The sequence below is a fragment of the Alicyclobacillus fructus genome (genome assembly GCF_017329605.1).
In the GTDB taxonomy this organism is placed as follows: Bacteria; Bacillota; Bacilli; order Alicyclobacillales; family Alicyclobacillaceae; genus Alicyclobacillus; species Alicyclobacillus fructus.
This window is the reverse complement of record NZ_JAFMTY010000006.1, coordinates 1-15,833: the sequence shown is the minus strand read 5'-3', so window position 1 is coordinate 15,833 and position 15,833 is coordinate 1. Positions and strand designations below refer to the sequence as shown.

The 15,833-nt window shown below is 62.5% G+C and carries 13 protein-coding genes and 4 tRNA genes; 16 read left to right on the top strand and 1 reads right to left on the bottom strand.

What is annotated here, in order from left to right; all coding sequences use genetic code 11:
* Positions 1-42: 42 nt before the first annotated feature.
* The 4 genes from J3481_RS04195 to J3481_RS04180 are packed head-to-tail and all read left to right on the top strand — an operon-like array spanning position 43 to position 4,888.
* Positions 43-1,113: a YheC/YheD family protein gene (locus J3481_RS04195; RefSeq protein ID WP_206830724.1), complete on the top strand. Its 1,071-nt coding sequence runs from the start codon at positions 43-45 to the stop codon at positions 1,111-1,113.
* 18 nt (positions 1,114-1,131) lie between these two features.
* Entirely contained in the window at positions 1,132-2,241 is a 1,110-nt protein-coding gene (locus J3481_RS04190; RefSeq protein WP_206830723.1) for a YheC/YheD family endospore coat-associated protein, read from the top strand.
* A 28-nt stretch (positions 2,242-2,269) separates the two neighbouring features.
* The gene (locus J3481_RS04185; protein ID WP_206830722.1) at positions 2,270-3,733 is read left to right on the top strand and encodes a putative amidoligase domain-containing protein; all 1,464 of its coding nucleotides are present in this window, start codon (positions 2,270-2,272) and stop codon (positions 3,731-3,733) included.
* A 27-nt stretch (positions 3,734-3,760) separates the two neighbouring features.
* Positions 3,761-4,888 carry a YheC/YheD family endospore coat-associated protein gene (locus J3481_RS04180; protein ID WP_206830721.1) on the top strand — a complete coding sequence of 376 codons (1,128 nt, stop codon included), beginning with the start codon at positions 3,761-3,763 and terminating at the stop codon, positions 4,886-4,888.
* Here the strand turns inward: J3481_RS04180 and J3481_RS04175 are convergent.
* Complete coding sequence (locus J3481_RS04175) at positions 4,885-5,133, bottom strand: hypothetical protein (RefSeq protein WP_206830720.1); 249 nt, start codon at positions 5,131-5,133, stop codon at positions 4,885-4,887. The genes J3481_RS04180 and J3481_RS04175 overlap by 4 nt on opposite strands.
* A gap of 105 nt (positions 5,134-5,238) precedes the next feature.
* Here J3481_RS04175 and miaB point away from each other — a divergent pair, with 105 nt between their 5' ends.
* The 12 genes from miaB (at position 5,239) to J3481_RS04115 (ending at position 15,553) form a co-directional block, all read left to right on the top strand.
* Positions 5,239-6,732 (top strand): tRNA (N6-isopentenyl adenosine(37)-C2)-methylthiotransferase MiaB, encoded by a 1,494-nt coding sequence (miaB, locus tag J3481_RS04170; RefSeq protein WP_206830719.1) that lies wholly within the window; start codon positions 5,239-5,241, stop codon positions 6,730-6,732.
* Positions 6,729-7,184, top strand: coding sequence for a RicAFT regulatory complex protein RicA family protein (locus J3481_RS04165; RefSeq protein ID WP_328702034.1), 456 nt, complete (start codon positions 6,729-6,731; stop codon positions 7,182-7,184). The genes miaB and J3481_RS04165 overlap by 4 nt, the downstream gene beginning before the upstream one ends.
* 12 nt (positions 7,185-7,196) lie before the next feature.
* Complete coding sequence (gene mutS / locus J3481_RS04160; RefSeq protein ID WP_206830718.1) at positions 7,197-9,800, top strand: DNA mismatch repair protein MutS; 2,604 nt, start codon at positions 7,197-7,199, stop codon at positions 9,798-9,800.
* On the top strand, positions 9,782-11,665 hold the full coding sequence (gene mutL / locus J3481_RS04155; protein ID WP_236011150.1) for a DNA mismatch repair endonuclease MutL: 1,884 nt from the start codon (positions 9,782-9,784) through the stop codon (positions 11,663-11,665). Before mutS ends, mutL begins: the two co-directional genes overlap by 19 nt.
* A gap of 20 nt (positions 11,666-11,685) precedes the next feature.
* Entirely contained in the window at positions 11,686-12,462 is a 777-nt protein-coding gene (locus tag J3481_RS04150; protein ID WP_236011148.1) for a class I SAM-dependent methyltransferase, read from the top strand.
* A complete protein-coding gene (gene miaA, locus J3481_RS04145; RefSeq protein WP_206830716.1) occupies positions 12,459-13,460 on the top strand; it encodes a tRNA (adenosine(37)-N6)-dimethylallyltransferase MiaA in 1,002 nt (333 codons plus the stop codon). The genes J3481_RS04150 and miaA overlap by 4 nt, the downstream gene beginning before the upstream one ends.
* Before the next feature lies 1 nt (position 13,461).
* A complete protein-coding gene (hfq, locus tag J3481_RS04140; RefSeq protein WP_206830715.1) occupies positions 13,462-13,722 on the top strand; it encodes an RNA chaperone Hfq in 261 nt (86 codons plus the stop codon).
* A gap of 110 nt (positions 13,723-13,832) precedes the next feature.
* Positions 13,833-13,908 (top strand) — tRNA-Thr (locus J3481_RS04135).
* A gap of 46 nt (positions 13,909-13,954) precedes the next feature.
* Positions 13,955-14,030: transfer RNA gene (locus J3481_RS04130), tRNA-Trp, on the top strand.
* A 21-nt stretch (positions 14,031-14,051) separates the two neighbouring features.
* Positions 14,052-14,127: transfer RNA gene (locus J3481_RS04125), tRNA-Thr, on the top strand.
* Between the two features lie 2 nt (positions 14,128-14,129).
* Positions 14,130-14,202, top strand: a tRNA-Val gene (locus J3481_RS04120).
* A gap of 451 nt (positions 14,203-14,653) precedes the next feature.
* Entirely contained in the window at positions 14,654-15,553 is a 900-nt protein-coding gene (locus J3481_RS04115; protein WP_206830714.1) for a LysR family transcriptional regulator, read from the top strand.
* The last annotated feature ends 280 nt before the right edge of the window (positions 15,554-15,833 follow it).

The following is a 15,833-nucleotide window of genomic DNA, read 5'->3' as shown; positions in this document are numbered from 1 at the left end:
GGGCCGACGCCCCCTCCCTTTGTGTCCAAAGGAGGTGCGCGCATGGACGACAACACAGGCACGCGGCTCACCGTCTACGTGGACGGTCCGTATGCGGGGTCCCGTAAGTTTGGCGAACAGACGCAGTTGTTCGCCGATCTCGCCCGCCTGGGACGCGATCGCGGCGTGGATGTGCAGGTTCTGACGCCGGGCGATCTCTCGGCCGGACGCGCCCACGTCCATACGGGCACAGGATGGTCGCTGGCTGCGTGCGCCGATCTCGGCGTGGTCCTCCGCCGTTCGGGCGTATTTCGCCGCCAGCCTGCGTTGGCCGCGCGGGAACTCGTTGCGCTTCGCCGCCAAGGGCTTCTACATACACTGCCGCTTCAGAGCGGGCATAAATGGAAGGTCTACACCTGGTTGCGCCAGCACGAGCGGCTGAAACCACACTTGCCGCGGACCTGGCTGTGCGCTCGCATCGAGGACGTGATCGCGCTCCTCTCCCGCCAAAGCGATCTGTATATCAAGCCGCTGAACGGGAGTCAGGGCCAAGGGATTCACCATGTCCGCCGACGGGAGGGCAGGATCGAAATTTGGCCGGCGACGGGCGGGGACCCCGTCTTCGCAAACATGGCGTCTGAACTCGCGCGCGTGTGGCCGGGAACCTGGCTGCCGTCCGTCGCGCAGGAGACCATCGCTCTGGCCCGCATGGGAGACCGGCCGTTTGATCTGCGCTGGCTCATCTGCGACGCCAGGCATCCGCGCATCGTTGCGAGGGTCGCGCGCGTCGGCAGGCCGCACGCCGTCACGACCAACATTCACACGGGCAGCGAGCCTTGCACCGCTCAATCCGCGCTGACGGATGCGTTCGGGGCGCGTGCGGCGAGCGATCTGGTGCAGCAATTGGATGACGTCGCCCTCGAGGTCGCGCGCCTCGCGTACGAGCGCTTCGGTTCGTATGCCGAGGTCGGCGTGGATCTCGCGGTCGATGAGGAGGGGGCCGTCTACTTCATCGAGCTGAATCCCACCCCGGGGAGGAAGATGTTGCGCCGACTCGATCTGGGCTTGCACCGTCTGTCACTGGAGGCCCTACTGGAATATGCTATCCAGGTTCAACAGCGCCGCGGCGGATAAGCGCGAGGGGTGATGAAGATGGCGCAGCGGCCGCTCATTGGCATTCTCGATAACCCTCGTTGGGACGATCGCCGGGAGACGCTCCGAGAGTCCGATCAGATGGCAGGCATTCGGCGCATGGTCGAGATCGCGCAGTCGCTCGGGGCGGACGCGTTCGTGTTCGGACTTGCGGACGTGGACCTCAAGGCGTCGCGGATCCGCGGATTCACGCGACACGACAACCGGTGGGTGGATCGGGTCTATCCGTTCCCGGACGTCATTTATGATCAGCTCGTCTCCCGAAAACTGGAGCGGAACGAGTCCTATCGATCCATTCGCCAAGCGCTATCTTCGGCGTACGGCGATCGGTTCTTCAACGACGGATTTTTTGACAAATGGCAGATCTACGAGTGGCTGCGGCGTTCGCCTGTGCGATCGCACCTGCCCGAGACCATCCGCCATCGGTCCCTCGCGCAAGGCGCGGCCTTCATCGCCCGTCATCCCGTCACCTTCCTGAAGCCTCTGCACGGGAGCCTCGGCCTCGGCATCGTCCGCTTCGAGCTCGAGAAGGACGGTTCCGTGTCGTATGAGTGGAAGCGATCGCGCGAAGTCGTGGTCCGCGGTGCGGCGCATTCGCCAGCCGACGCCGTGCAGATGTTCCGCACGCAATTGCGCCGGCGGCCGTATATTTGGCAGCAGGGTATCGATCTCGTCGCGTTGGACGGAAGGCCGGTCGATGTCCGCATCCTGCTCCAGCGCGACGGGACCGGCGCATGGAAGCGCACCAAGATGTTCGCGCGCGTCGCGAAATCAGGGGACTTTACGTCCAACCTCACGACCGGCGGGGGGGCGATGCCGCTGGAGCGCGCCCTCGGGTCGCTCCCCGACGACGCGAAAAAGCGCGTGCGGGCTTCGATTCGACGGCTCGGCGAAGCTGTCGCCGAGGCCGTGGAGGCCGGGGCGGGCCGCACCTTCGGGGAGCTCGGTATCGACCTCGGCGTGGACCGGCGCGGATTCGTGTGGGTCATTGAGGTCAATTCCAAGCCGCGCAAGGCACCTGCGTCGGCGAGCGGCCGCGACGATTTGGTCGAACTCTCGTTCCGGCGGCCGATCGAATACGCGCTGTTTCTCGCGCGGAAACCGTCGTGAGCCCGCGCCGGACCAGGGGGGAGTGCAGATGGCGTACTACCTTTTGTTCAAGAACCAGCCATCGGCCAGACGGCTCATGGCAAGCGTGCCTCGCCTCTCCAGGTACACGGCGAGCAATCGGATGACGGATCGAGACGTGTTGGTCCGATGGGGGATGATGGAGGAAAGCGATCCGGCTCAGGGGACGGTATTGAACGGAAGCGAAGCCCAGCGCCGCGTTGCGTCCCGGGCGCAAATGGCCAAGTTTCTTCGGCGAATCGGCGTGCGCGTCGCGCCGCGCGTCAACCGGGAAGGAATGCCGACCTCCTTTAGCCGCCAATACCGGATCCCCATTTTTGACTTCGTGCCGATTGGCTGCTTCCGTTCCGACTCGGGCGTGGACTGGACGTCCTCTCGCATTGCGCGGATTCACGATTCATTCGAGGAAGTGCCGCTGGACGGCGACGGGCAGACGCGGCGAGCGACGTACCTCGCCACACGCACGTTACACGCCTTGGGGCTTGACTTCGGCCTCGTCTCCATCGGCGTGTCCGATCGCGGCTTTCTCCAGGTGCTGGACGTCAGCGCCGCGCCCATCCTCGAGGGGCGTCTGCTGGAGTTGTACCGTGACGCCATCCAGCGGTTCGTCGAGCGAGAAGAGGAGTGGCGCAGAGCGGGCCCGCCGTCTGTCACCCTGGGGGCGGACGTGGAGCTGATGTTGAGAAATCCACAGGGGAAGATGGTGCTCGCGAGCAAGTATTTTCCGCGCAAAGGCCACATCGGTTGCGACGACCGCAGCGTCAACTTCGATGGCCGACGCCTGCCCTTGATGGAACTTCGGCCTTCGCCCGATCCATCGCCCGATGGGCTGGTTCAGAATCTGCGCGCGTTGATGCAAGAGGCGAGCGAGACCATCAATCGACCGGGGGTCGAGTGGAGGGCCGGAAGCGCGCCCTTTCGCCCGTATTGCACCGGCGGTCACATTCATTTCTCCGGCCCTCCGCTTTGTGCCCGGTTGGTGCGTGCGCTCGATCACTACGTCGGACTGCCGCTCATGGCCGTCGAGGATCCCGTGCGCGCGCAGTGGCGGCGCCCCAAGTACGGTTTCCTCGGGGATGTTCGCCAGAAATCGCACGGAGGATTCGAGTATCGGACGCCCGCAAGTTTCGTGTGCAGCCAAGTGGCGACTCGCGCCGCGTTCCATTTGGCGCACCTGGTGGCCCGTCACTACCGCGAGCTGCCGCTCTACGACATCTATTCGCCGCAGCTTCAAATTGCGTTTTACAACGCCGACCGGGAGACGCTCCGTCCCATCCTGCTTCGCAATCTCGAGGCCGTCCGCGCACATCCGGCCTATCCCCAGTATCAGCAGGCCATCGAGCCGCTGTTCAACATGATCGAGCGCGGGGAGACGTGGGATGAGATGGTGGATGTTCGGCAGGAGTGGGGCGTGCCCCTCAGGCGCACGCAGGGTTCCAAGCGGGTGGCTTCCTCGGCGGTTCGAAGCCTCTAGTCAGGCACGTCACGTGAGGTGTGGGTCATGCGTCAGCGATATCATGGGGATGTCCTGCTGTGCGAGGCGGGGGGAGAAGTCACCGGTGAACGTCATCTTGAACCTGCCTTTGCCATTCTCACCGCCGAACACCCATCCGGGTTTGCCGGATCGCGGCTGTATTTTCGGGATATCATTGCGGCTGGACAAAAAAAGGGGATCCTGGTGTACGTGATCACGCCGCGATCTGTGACCGACAGCGCTTCCTGGCATGGATACGTGCGCTTGGGTTACCGCAATTGGAAATCGGCGTGGTTGCCCCGGCCGCTCGCGGTGTACAACCGGATTCCCAACCGGGCGCTCGAAGCGAGCGCGGCGGTGCAACGCGCTCGCGCGGCTCTGCAAGCGATGGGGATTCCGTTTTTCAACCACCAATATTTCAACAAGGCGAAGGTGTACGAGGCCGTGCAGCGCGCAGGGCTCGACCGGCATCTTCCGGAAACGCGCAGGTTCACGGGTCTGGAGTCGGTGCTCGAACTCTTGCGCCATCACTCGTCCGTGTATCTGAAACCCGTGGGCGGAAGCATTGGGCGCGGCATCGTGCGAGTGGACCGCCGCGGTAACGCGTACGACGTGTGGGCGCAACGCGCGGAACGAGCGGAACATTTTACCGCCGACACGCTTCAGGACTTGGAGGATGCGCTCCGTCGGGCGCGGTTCCCGGGCGCGTACGTGATCCAAGCGGCTGTGCCTGTCATCCGTTTTCACGGGCGGCCTTGTGACGCCCGCGTGCTGCTGCAGCGCCCGGGGACTCACTGGAGAGTCGTGGGTTACGGCATCCGCGTGAGCGGTGAAACGAGCATCACGAGTCACGTCCCCAATGGCGGCCATATCGCCGACCGATGGACCGTTCTCCGCCAGGTGTTTGGCACACGCAGCGACGAGGTGGACGGCAGGCTCGTCTCCTTCAGCCGCGCCGCCGCAGCTGCGATAGAGCGCGCCATGCCAGGCCACGTCCGCGAGATGTCCATCGACGTGGGACTGGACGAAGAGGGCCATCCTTGGTTGTTTGAAGCGAACGCGAAGCCCATGCGATTTGACGAGCCCGACATCGCGCGTGGAGCGAGCGCGGGCGTGATCGAGATTTTGTGCGATCTCGCCCGCCTCTCCCGCTAAACCAGCGGCCATGGCAGCAAGAACCGTTGTTTCCCTTTTGTAACATATTGGATTTGGTGGATCGGAATATAATGCCATTTGCTGTCGTACACCAGCAGAGCCCGATGAGATTGGAGAATTTCGTCGATCTCCGGGAAGTCGCTGGCGTACGATTTTTTATTGGGCGCCACCACGGCGCCGTCCAGCGGGTGATCGCGAAATGCCACGTGCACTTCAAAGGTGGGAACGTTCACTTTATCCGACACGGCAATCTCCTCACCACGTTTATACACTTTACTGCTTATGGTATCATGTAAGATTAGATGTGCAAGACAAGCAAACCATCATTCCAGACGACGGAGTGTTGAAATATGGAGAATTTGATTCGCCTCGCGCGTGAGGGCAGGCTCGAGAAGGGCCTGGGCCTGGTGTTTGGGCAGACGCACCGCCCAAACCAAGCCGTGCGCGTCTCGTTGGATGCCGAGGCGCTCACGCGCGATCACCGAGTGGGTCGCAAGAAGAACGGGGAACCGTATCGGTTTTTGATCAGGACCTACGGTTGCCAGATGAACGAACACGACACGGAGGTCATGGCGGGCCTTCTCGTGGCGATGGGCTATGAACCGACGTCCGAGGCCGAGGAAGCGGACTTCATCCTGTTCAACACCTGCGCGGTCCGCGAGAACGCGGAAGAAAAGGTGTTCGGCGAGATCGGGCGGCTGCGGCCGCTCAAGCGGCAGAACCCCGAGCTCGTTTTCGGCCTGTGCGGCTGCATGGCGCAGGAGAAGGGCGTTCAGCGGCTGGTTCGCGAGAAGTATCCGTGGATCGACCTCGTCTTCGGCACGCACAACATTCATCGCCTGCCGGCGCTCCTGTCGGCTGCCCGAGCGTCCCAGGAGACGGTGATGGAGGTGTGGGAGACCGCCCCGGAGACGGTCGAGGATTGGCCGAAATTGCGAAAGGACCGCGTGCGCGCCTGGGTCAACATTCAGTATGGATGCAACAAGTTTTGCACCTACTGTATCGTGCCCTACACGCGCGGCGTGGAGCGCAGCCGGCTCCCGGAGGATGTGTTGCGCGAGGTGGCGGAACTGGTCCGCGACGGATATCAGGACATCACGCTGCTCGGGCAGAACGTGAACGACTACGGCGTCGATCTCGGCACCACGAACTTCGCGAAGCTCCTGCGGCAGGTGAACCGCGTGCCTGGAATCGGGTGGATCCGCTTCACGACGTCGAATCCGTGGAACTTCACCGACGAACTGATCGATGCGATTGCCGACTCGGAGCATGTCGTGGAGCACATCCACCTGCCCGTGCAATCGGGGAACAACGAGATCTTGCGGCGGATGAATCGGTCCCACACGCGCGAGTATTACCTGCGCTTGGTGGAAAAAATCCGCAACAGGATTCCGGGCGTCTCCATCACGACGGATCTCATCGTCGGCTTCCCGGGAGAGACGGAGGCGCATTTCCAGGACACGCTGCGGCTCGTGCAGGAGGTCGAATTCGACAACGCGTTCACCTTCATCTATTCGCCGCGGGAGAACACGCCGGCCGCGCGCTGGCAGGACGAGACGCCCATGGAGGAGAAGAAAGAGCGCCTCATGCGGCTGAACGAGGTCCAGAACGAGATCAGCCGGCGGCACAACGAGAAGCTCCGCGGTGCCCTGGTCGAGGTGCTCGTGGACGGGGAGAGCAAGACGAATCCGGATGTGCTCTCGGGTCGCACGCGGACGAACAAGCTCGTGCTGTTTCGCGGGGATAAGTCGCTCATCGGGCGCCGCATCCACGTGCGCGTGACAGAGCCGCAGACATTCCTCCTGAAGGGCGAGATCGCAGAGGTGGAAGAGGTGGTCTCGTGATTGCGCTGGAATCGCATGTCGACACGGACGCCATCTTGGCCGCGGCCGACCAGCTTGCCGAGATGATAAGGCAGTCGGACGAGTGTCGCTCTTATTGGGCTGCGCGTGCGAAAATGGAGCGCCACACAGGGGCACAGCGTCTGCTGGATGAGCTCAAGAAGAAGACGAACGGACTGTGGACGCTGCGGGACAGGCTCGGGGAATCCCACGAGAAATATCAACGGATGAAACAGGAGATCGACGCCCTGTGGGAGCGCCTGTACGGCATCCCCGTCGCCCTTCAATACAAGGCGGCTCAGGACGAACTGAACGGGCTCGTGCAGGAGGTCGTTCTGGTGATGCTGGCGGAACTGCACCGGACGCTCCCCGTCGAGCAGGGACCGCGCGTCTGTGGCAGCGGCGGGTGTTCGGGCGGATGCGGAGGCTCCTGCCATGCGGGCGCCGGAGCATGAGGAGGTCGACTCGTGAGCCTGACGCCGATGATGCGGCAATACCGCGAGATCAAGTCGAAGCTGCACGATACGCTCTTGATGTTCCGCCTGGGTGACTTTTACGAGTTGTTTTTTGAGGACGCCGTGATCGCGAGCCAGGCGCTCGACATTACGCTCACAGGGCGCGATGCGGGAGAAGCAGGGCGCGTTCCGATGTGCGGCGTGCCGCACCACGCACTCGAAGGGTATCTCGAGCGGCTCATCGAGCAGGGGTTTCGGGTCGCCATTTGCGATCAGGTCGAAGATCCGAAGACCGCAAAGGGTTTGGTGCGCCGCGAGATTGTGCGCATCGTGACGCCGGGTACGGCGGTCACCGAGCAAGCGGACGCTCGCTATCTTGCGGCGCTCGCGTTCGAGGGTGACGAAGTCGGCCTTGCGCTCGTCGATGTCGGCGCGGGCGATGTGTGGTTTGGGGCGGGAAGCGCGGAGGACATGCGCGATCACGTCGCCAGGTTCCGGCCGCGCGAGATTCTGCTCGCATCAGGCTGCGATTGTCCGCCGTGGCTCGAAGAATCGGTGAATCGCCATGGAGCCGTTGTGACGCGCGTCCCCGGTCCGTCCGGAGACGCGTTTCTCGTGCATTACGGCGTGTCGTCGCCGGAGGCGCTCGGCGTGAGGGCGGGATCGCCCGCGCTGGCCGCGTGCAACATGGCCTTCCAATACCTTCGCGATACGCAGATGGCGCCGCTCACGCATCTCGCGCCGCCGCGCCCGCTCTCGGAACCGGGGCGCATGTGGCTGTCCGAGCGGACCGTCGAGCATCTGGAGCTGGTTCCGGCGGGGAGCGGCCGCGACCGAAGGATGTCGCTGTACGACGTCATCCGCGAGACGGTGACGGCGGCCGGATCGCGCTTGTTGCGGACGTGGCTTCTCAGGCCGCTTGTGGACCGGGCAGCCATTGAGGAGCGGCTCGACGCGGTTGCGGCGCTCGCCGACGATCTGCTGCTTCGGACCGAGATCCGCGAATCGCTCAAGGGGATGCACGACCTGTCGCGCCTGCTCGCCAAGTGTTCCATCGGCCGCGCCACGCCTCGCGATCTCCTCGCACTGGCCCACGCCATTGAGAAGGGCCAAACGGCTGTCGCTCTGTTGCCGAAGGGCGGGCCCTCACTGTTCGAACACCTCGTCGGCGGCTTGCCCGACTTTCGCCCGTTCGCGGATCACATCCGTGGCGAATTGGTGGACGATCCGCCCGCTTCGGCGGCGGAGGGCGGCATCTTCCGGGACGGCGTCGATCCCGAGATCGATCGATTGCGGTCCTTGCAGTCGGACGGGCGGAGATGGTTGCGCGAGTTTGAGGCGCACGAGCGGGAACGGACGGGCATCAAGTCGCTCAAAATCGGGTACAACAAGGTGTTCGGATACTACATCGAGGTGTCCAAGGCGAATTTGTCGCTTGTGCCCGAGGACTACGAGCGAAAGCAGACGCTCGCCGCAGGGGAACGCTTCACCCATCCGGAGCTGAAGGCGCGGGAGGCGGACATGCTCACGGCCGCCGAGCGGGTGGTGGAGCTCGAGCGCGCGCGCTTTGAGTCGTTGGTCGATCGCGTCCGGGAGCAGGCGGGCGAACTGCAGCGGTTCGCGGAGGTCGTGAGCACCATCGACGTGCTCGCCGGCTTGGCGGAACTGGCCGTCAAGCGCGGCTATGTCCGGCCCAAGTTGACGGAGGAGGTCGGGATCGAAATCCGCGAAGGCCGACACCCGGTGGTGGAGGCGGCCATCGGTTCAGCGTTTGTGCCGAACGACCTTGTGCTCACTCAGGACACGCCCATCATCCTCCTCACCGGACCCAACATGGGCGGCAAGAGCACGTACATGCGCCAGGCGGCGCTCATTGCTATCCTCGCGCAGATGGGCTCGTACGTGCCAGCTCGGTCGGCTCGGATAGGCATTGTCGATCGCGTCTTCACCCGCATCGGCGCGTCGGACGATCTCAGCCGCGGCCAGAGCACCTTCATGGTCGAGATGACGGAGTTGGCCGAGATTTTGCGCGCGGCGAGCGGAAGAAGTCTCGTGTTGTTGGACGAAATTGGGCGAGGTACGTCGACCTACGACGGGCTCTCCATCGCGGAGGCCGTGCTGGAGGATCTGGCTGAGCGGCGGGACAAACCTCTGACGCTGTTTGCGACGCACTATCACGAACTCATCTCGTTTTCGGAGCGATTCTCCTGCGTCCGCAACCAGTCCATGGCCGTGGAGGAGACGGAGCAGGGCATTCGGTTCCTGCACACGGTGGTGATGCGCCCTTCGGACCGAAGCTACGGGATTCAGGTGGCGCGGCTCGCGGGACTGCCGGATCGCGTCATCCGGCGCGCCATGGAGCTGCTCGCCGCGAGAGAGGCCGAGCCCGAGGTGGCCGTCGCGAAGGCCAACACAAACGACATGCGCCGCCAGGAGACTCCAGTGCGCGAGCATGAGCCCGTCGCGCTCGACCTGTTTGCGGGCCCTTACCGCGATCTCGTCGATTGGCTCGCGCGCTACGACGTGATGCGCATGACACCGCTCGAGGCGATGCAGGTCTTGCACGAGGCCACCGAGAAAGCGAGGGATCTCGTCGGATGGGCAAGATCCAGGTGATGCCAAAGGTCATGGCGGATCAGATCGCCGCGGGGGAGGTGGTGGCGCGCCCCGCATCGTGCGTCAAGGAGCTCGTGGAAAACAGCCTCGACGCCGGCGCGAGCCGGATTGAGGTGTCGCTCGCGGAAGGCGGGATCGCCAGCATCACGGTGGTCGACGACGGGGAGGGCATGTCGCCCGACGATGCCGTCCTGGCCTTTCACCGCCACGCCACCAGCAAGGTGCACGAACCCCGCGATCTCGCCCGCATTCGCACGCTCGGTTTCCGCGGCGAGGCCCTCGCGGCCATTGCCTCGGTCGCGCGCGTTCGGCTGGTCACGCGGGCGCGTGGGGAAGAAAGCGGCGTCCTGGTACGCGTGGAAGGCGGCGAGATTCATCCGCCGGAGCCCGTCGGCGCGCCCTTCGGCACGACGCTCGAAGTGCGGGACCTGTTTTTCAACACGCCGGCTCGCCTCAAGTATCTGCGCAGCGCACAGACCGAACAGGCTCGATCCGTGGAAGTCGTACAGCGCGAAAGCCTCGCCCATCCCGAGGTGGCGTTCGTGTGCCGCACGGAGCGCCAGGTCCTGTTCCAGACGCCGGGGCGCGGCGACGCGCGGGACGTGTGGGCGGCGCTCTACGGCGTAGGCGAAGCGCGGATGTTGCTCGAGGTTCAGGGCGCCACAGACGACTACGCCCTGCGGGGGTATGTGGGGCGGCCAACGCAGGCCAGGTCCTCGCGTCAACACGGGTACCTGTTCATCAACGGTCGCCCAGTACGCAATCCCGCCGTGCAGCAGGCGGTCGAGCGCGCCTACGGGGAGCGCCTCATGGTGGGACGATACCCGGTCTACGCGCTGTACCTCGAGATGGATCCTACCCTGGTCGATCCGAACGTTCATCCGCAAAAGTGGGAAGTCCGCTTGAGCGAGGAGCGCGACGTGTGCGATCTCGTCGAATCCGCGGTGCGCGCGTCCTTGGACCGCGCCATGCTCACCGCCGCGCCGCGCTTGCGCGCGAGCGCGCCGCAGGGCGCCGCTCTGCCCTTGGACCTTCCTGAAGACGGTGTGCGCCCGCAGGGTGAAGGCCGCACCAGATCACCCATTGGAGCCGAAGGGCGCTCATTCGAACGGATGAATCGCTCGGAGTCTTGGCGTGAACGCGAAGACCGGTCCGTCCCGCCGAAGGAGGCATGGGACCGCGCGCTCGCGGTGCGCGAATCCTCGGCCGCACAGGCGGACACCGGCGCGAACCCTCAGGTGGCCTCAGACCCTTGCCCATCGGGCGAGCAAGAGGAGCGGCCCGTGGACTGGCGGCTTCGGCCCATTGGGCAGGCCCTGCGCACGTATATCCTGGCAGAGGACGGGCACCACCTGTACATCATCGATCAGCATGCGGCACACGAGCGCGTGCTCTATGAGGATCTGCTCGACGCCTGGCAGCAAGGGGCGGCTCAACCCATGCCGCTTCTCACGCCGCTCGAGATCTCGCTCGCGCCGTCCGCTTTCGAGGACGTCATGGCGCGCCGGGATGAGCTCGGAGCCCTCGGTTTCGAGATTGACCCATTCGGGTCCCACACGGTCGTCGTTCGTACCATTCCCGATTCGTGGCAGGGATTGGACTACGCCGCTCTCCTGCGCGACGCGCTCGACGATCTCGCGTCGATGGGCCCTCGCGGGACCGTGCGCGACGTCATGCATCGCCTGGCGACCCGAGCTTGCAAGGCTGCCGTCAAGGCGCACGATCCCCTCACCATGCCGGAGATGGAGGCGCTGTGCCGCCGTTTGGCGCGGGCCCGCGATCCGTACCACTGCCCTCACGGGCGCCCCATCTTCGTGCGGATGACGGAGCGGGACTTGGCCAAGTCGTTTCGGAGGATCCTTTGAAAGAGGCGGAGGAAACCCAGATGCGCATCGTCGTCACCACCTCGTTGCGCCCCACGCCCATTCAGGTTTCTCGCGCTTCCGAGATGGCGACATGGTTTGGCGCCACGTTCGTGCCCCGTGGCGGAAGGAGCCTCGCCCAGTTGTTGCAAGACGCGGACGCGGTCGTCGTGGCGGCCGATCCCGCCGTGATCCACGTGCGGGGCGTCGAGCACCCACTGTTTTTTCATCCGAGCATGGCGCACCAACGGCTCAAGCGGCTCGAACAAGGCGAATCCGATCGCCTCATCGCGCTCGCCGAGATCGGGCCGGGCGACGCCGTCGTCGATGCAACCATCGGGCTCGGCACCGACGCCCTGGTCTTCGCGGCGGCGGTGGGGCCGGAAGGGCGGATGGTCGGGATCGAGCGTTCTCCCGTGCTGTACGGGCTCCTGCGCGCCGTACAGGCCTACGGTTCAGAAGCGCACCCGCGCGAAGCTCGTCTCTTGCAGAGGGTCCACCTGATTCATGGCGATCACCTCGACTGGCTGCGATCGCAGCCCGACCAAAGCGTGGACGTCGTCTACTTCGACCCTATGTTCCGCGAGCCTGTCCGCGAATCCACGCACATGCGGCCCATTCGACCCGTCGCCTGGGAAGCTTCCCTTGCGCGAGAAGCATTGGAGGAAGCCAAGCGGGTTGCGCGGCGAGCCGTGATCGTCAAGGAGCGCCCGAAGTCCGGCGTGTTTGAGGCGCTTGGCCTCGAGCCCGACCGCACGACCGGGCGATTCGCGTACGGTGTATGGAGGAGGCCGGGATGATCGAAAAACAACCGATGATCTGCGTGGTCGGGCCGACGGGCGTGGGAAAGAGCGAACTCAGTGTCGAGATCGCGCTCAAGTACGGTGGGGAGGTCGTCTCGGCGGACTCCATGCAGATCTACAGAGGCATGGACATCGGCACTGCGAAGCTTCGGCCAGAGGAGATGTGCGGCGTCCCGCATCACCTTCTCGACATCGCGGACCCGTCGGAGAAGTTTACGGTTGCGGAGTGGAAGCGGCAGGCCGATCGCGTCATCGACGACATCCTCGCGCGAGGCCGGCTTCCCGTGGTGTGTGGCGGCACGGGACTGTATGTCCGCGCGCTCTTGGACGATCTCGACTTTTCGCAGACGCCGGAGGATGCAGAGCTGCGCGCGGCCCTCGATCGCCGGGCGAACGAAGAGGGATTGCAGCGGCTCTATGAGGAACTCTGCGCGAGGGATCCGGAACGGGCGAAGATGATCCACCCTCACGATCGCAAGCGGATTGTTCGCGCACTGGAGGTAGCCCTGCTTCGCGGACGCGGGATGTCCGCCGACTACGATTGGACGCCGCGTCAGGGGCGATATGAGGCGCTGGTGTTGGGAATCACCATGCCGCGCGAGGCGCTGTACAAACGCATCGATGCGCGGGTGGAGACGATGTGGCGGCGTGGGTTGGCGGATGAGGTGAGGCGGCTGCTGCAAGCGGGCGTGCCTGTGGAAGGAACTGCGATGCAGGCCATCGGGTACAAGGAAGTGGTTGCGTATTTGAACGGTTCGGTATCGGAGGAAGAAGCAATTCGCATCATACAACAGAGCACGAGGCGCTTCGCCAAGCGCCAGTGGTCTTGGTTCCGGCACGACCCGCGGGTGCGCTGGTTTGCCAAGGGTGAGGACGGGCAATTTCCAAAGGACGAGATCGCGCGTTTGTGGGCATCTATCGACCACTTTTTGCAGGATATCGGGTGGTGGAGTGCGAATAGATCCAGCACCTGCAGATTGGAGAGTGAATCGTAGCATGTCGAAGTCGTCGGTCAACATTCAGGACACATTTCTCAATCAGGTGCGCAAGGAGCGCATCCCGGTCATTGTGTACCTTGTGAACGGCTTTCAAATCCGCGGCTTGGTCCGCGCATTCGACAACTTCACCATTGTGGTGGAGACAGACGGCAAGCAGCAATTGATTTACAAGCACGCGATTTCCACATTTGCGCCGATGCGTCCGGTGTCGCTGGTGCAACCGGAGTCGGCCCCGGAGGCTGATGCATCGGCGGAGTGAGGCGGGGAAAGGCGAGGAATATGCTGCGCGTCGGCCGCGATGGATTTGGCGCCGAATGGTGGTTGACAATCCGGGGTGCCCCGTGCTATATTAGTCCTCGCCGCGACAATGCCAGCGTAGCTCAGTAGGTAGAGCAACTGACTTGTAATCAGTGGGTCGCAGGTTCGATTCCTGTCGCTGGCTCCAGACGGTGGAGGGTGGCACTGTGTTCATCCTCCACGAGTTTCCGCGCAGGGGCGTAGTTCAGCTGGTAGAACGGCGGTCTCCAAAACCGCATGTCGTGGGTTCGAATCCTGCCGCCCCTGCCAACTTCCCCTCCATATGCTCATGCTCCCATAGCTCAGTTGGTAGAGCGCATCCATGGTAAGGATGAGGTCACCAGTTCAAGCCTGGTTGGGAGCTCCAGAGGGCGTTTAGCTCAGTTGGGAGAGCATCTGCCTTACAAGCAGGGGGTCGGCGGTTCGAGTCCGTCAACGCCCATCATACTGCAAGTTCCGAAATCCCTTGTGCCACAAGGGATTTTGCTGTTGAGGGACCGTGGTTTGTCTTCGAACGAGATTCGATTCGAAAGGATGGTTCGGGGGCGTTGGGGACCACGTGAGGGGTCAGCCGTGATACATCGTCCCTTACGGCGAGCCGCTTTTGAATGCATCGAAGCGTGTGGCATTCGGTTCTGCGAGGACGGATGGGACGGTTTTTGCGAAAGAAGCCTTTTGCACCATCACGAGCCCTTGTGCGGCATGGGCTTGTTGAGCATCAAGAAAGACTTCACCCCGTGTTGACAGCAGCGTTTTCGTGTAGATATCGATGTACAAATCTTCGAAAATGGAGAAACCAAATTCAAGTTCGAAGTGCAACAAGCATGGGCGTATGATGATGGTGATAGGGATGGGATGAGCCCAAGGGAAGGGCGCACCAAGGGGTGATCCGAATGAACTTACTAAGCCTAAAATACTTTATCGCTGTTGCTGAGAGTGGCAGCTTCACGAAGGCTGCCGAACGTTTGTTTGTTTCACAGCCGACTTTGAGTCGGCAAATTGCGAGCCTAGAGGATGAACTTGGTGTTCAACTCTTTCAACGCAATAAAAACGCAGTTGTATTGACTGAAGCGGGTCGCATTCTGCTTGACGAGGGCCACGAAATTCTTAAGCGCTGTGACAGTTTGACCGAGAGGATACGACAAACCAAACTGGACGTGAGAGGTACATTGCGCATTGGCTATCATGGTTCGTTTGACAATTCATTGCTTGGCGACGCTCTGAAAGCGCTATCATCAAGGCATCCCTATCTCGACTTTTCACTAGTCAACTGTAACTTCGGTGAGCTCAACCGTCTTCTGATGGAGGGGGATGTCGACGTCATCTTCACGTCTGCGGTGTGCTTGCACTCCATGCCAAACATCGAATGGACAAGAGTCCAAGACAACACATTGCAAGTTGTCGTGCCATCGGAACATTTCCTCGCCAATCAAGATGCCGTTTGCATTCGTGAGCTTGCAAGCGAGAACTTTATTATGCTGGAGCGCAGTGCAGCTCCCTTGATCGTTGACTACGTCGTAGACCTTTGCCTGAGAAATGGTTTTTCTCCTAATATAACCCTCTATGTGCGAGACACCCAAACCGGGATTTACATGGTTGGCGCCGGGAAAGGGGTGGGCTTTTTATTTTCGCAGATTCCAGTGCACCATTTTAAGAACGTTAAGGTTCTAAGAATCGTGGATTGTGACATCAACTTTGACATCGTAGTTGCCCATAGGACAGATAACACAAATCCTCTCGTTCCTTTTTTCCTTTCCGTTTTAAACAATCTTTGTTGTCAACATCCGTCGTAAAATCCCCAACAACATCGGATGGGAGTTCCTCAAAATCATCGGCCTCCATTCTTGATCGTTGGGATGCATTCCCCGCCCCTATGTCGAATCGGGGCACTTGTCATCCACTTGTAGCTGGCCACGATAGAATCGACATGAATGTGTTCCTGACTAATTGATTTCGAAACGACGCCGACACTGTTGTGTTTGTCAAGCGAAAAGTTGACCACTTTGCTAATCGAAAAGTTGACCACCCCTGGCGTAGTGAGTCTGGTGCCTGGCGGAGGCCCGACAGGCCCCT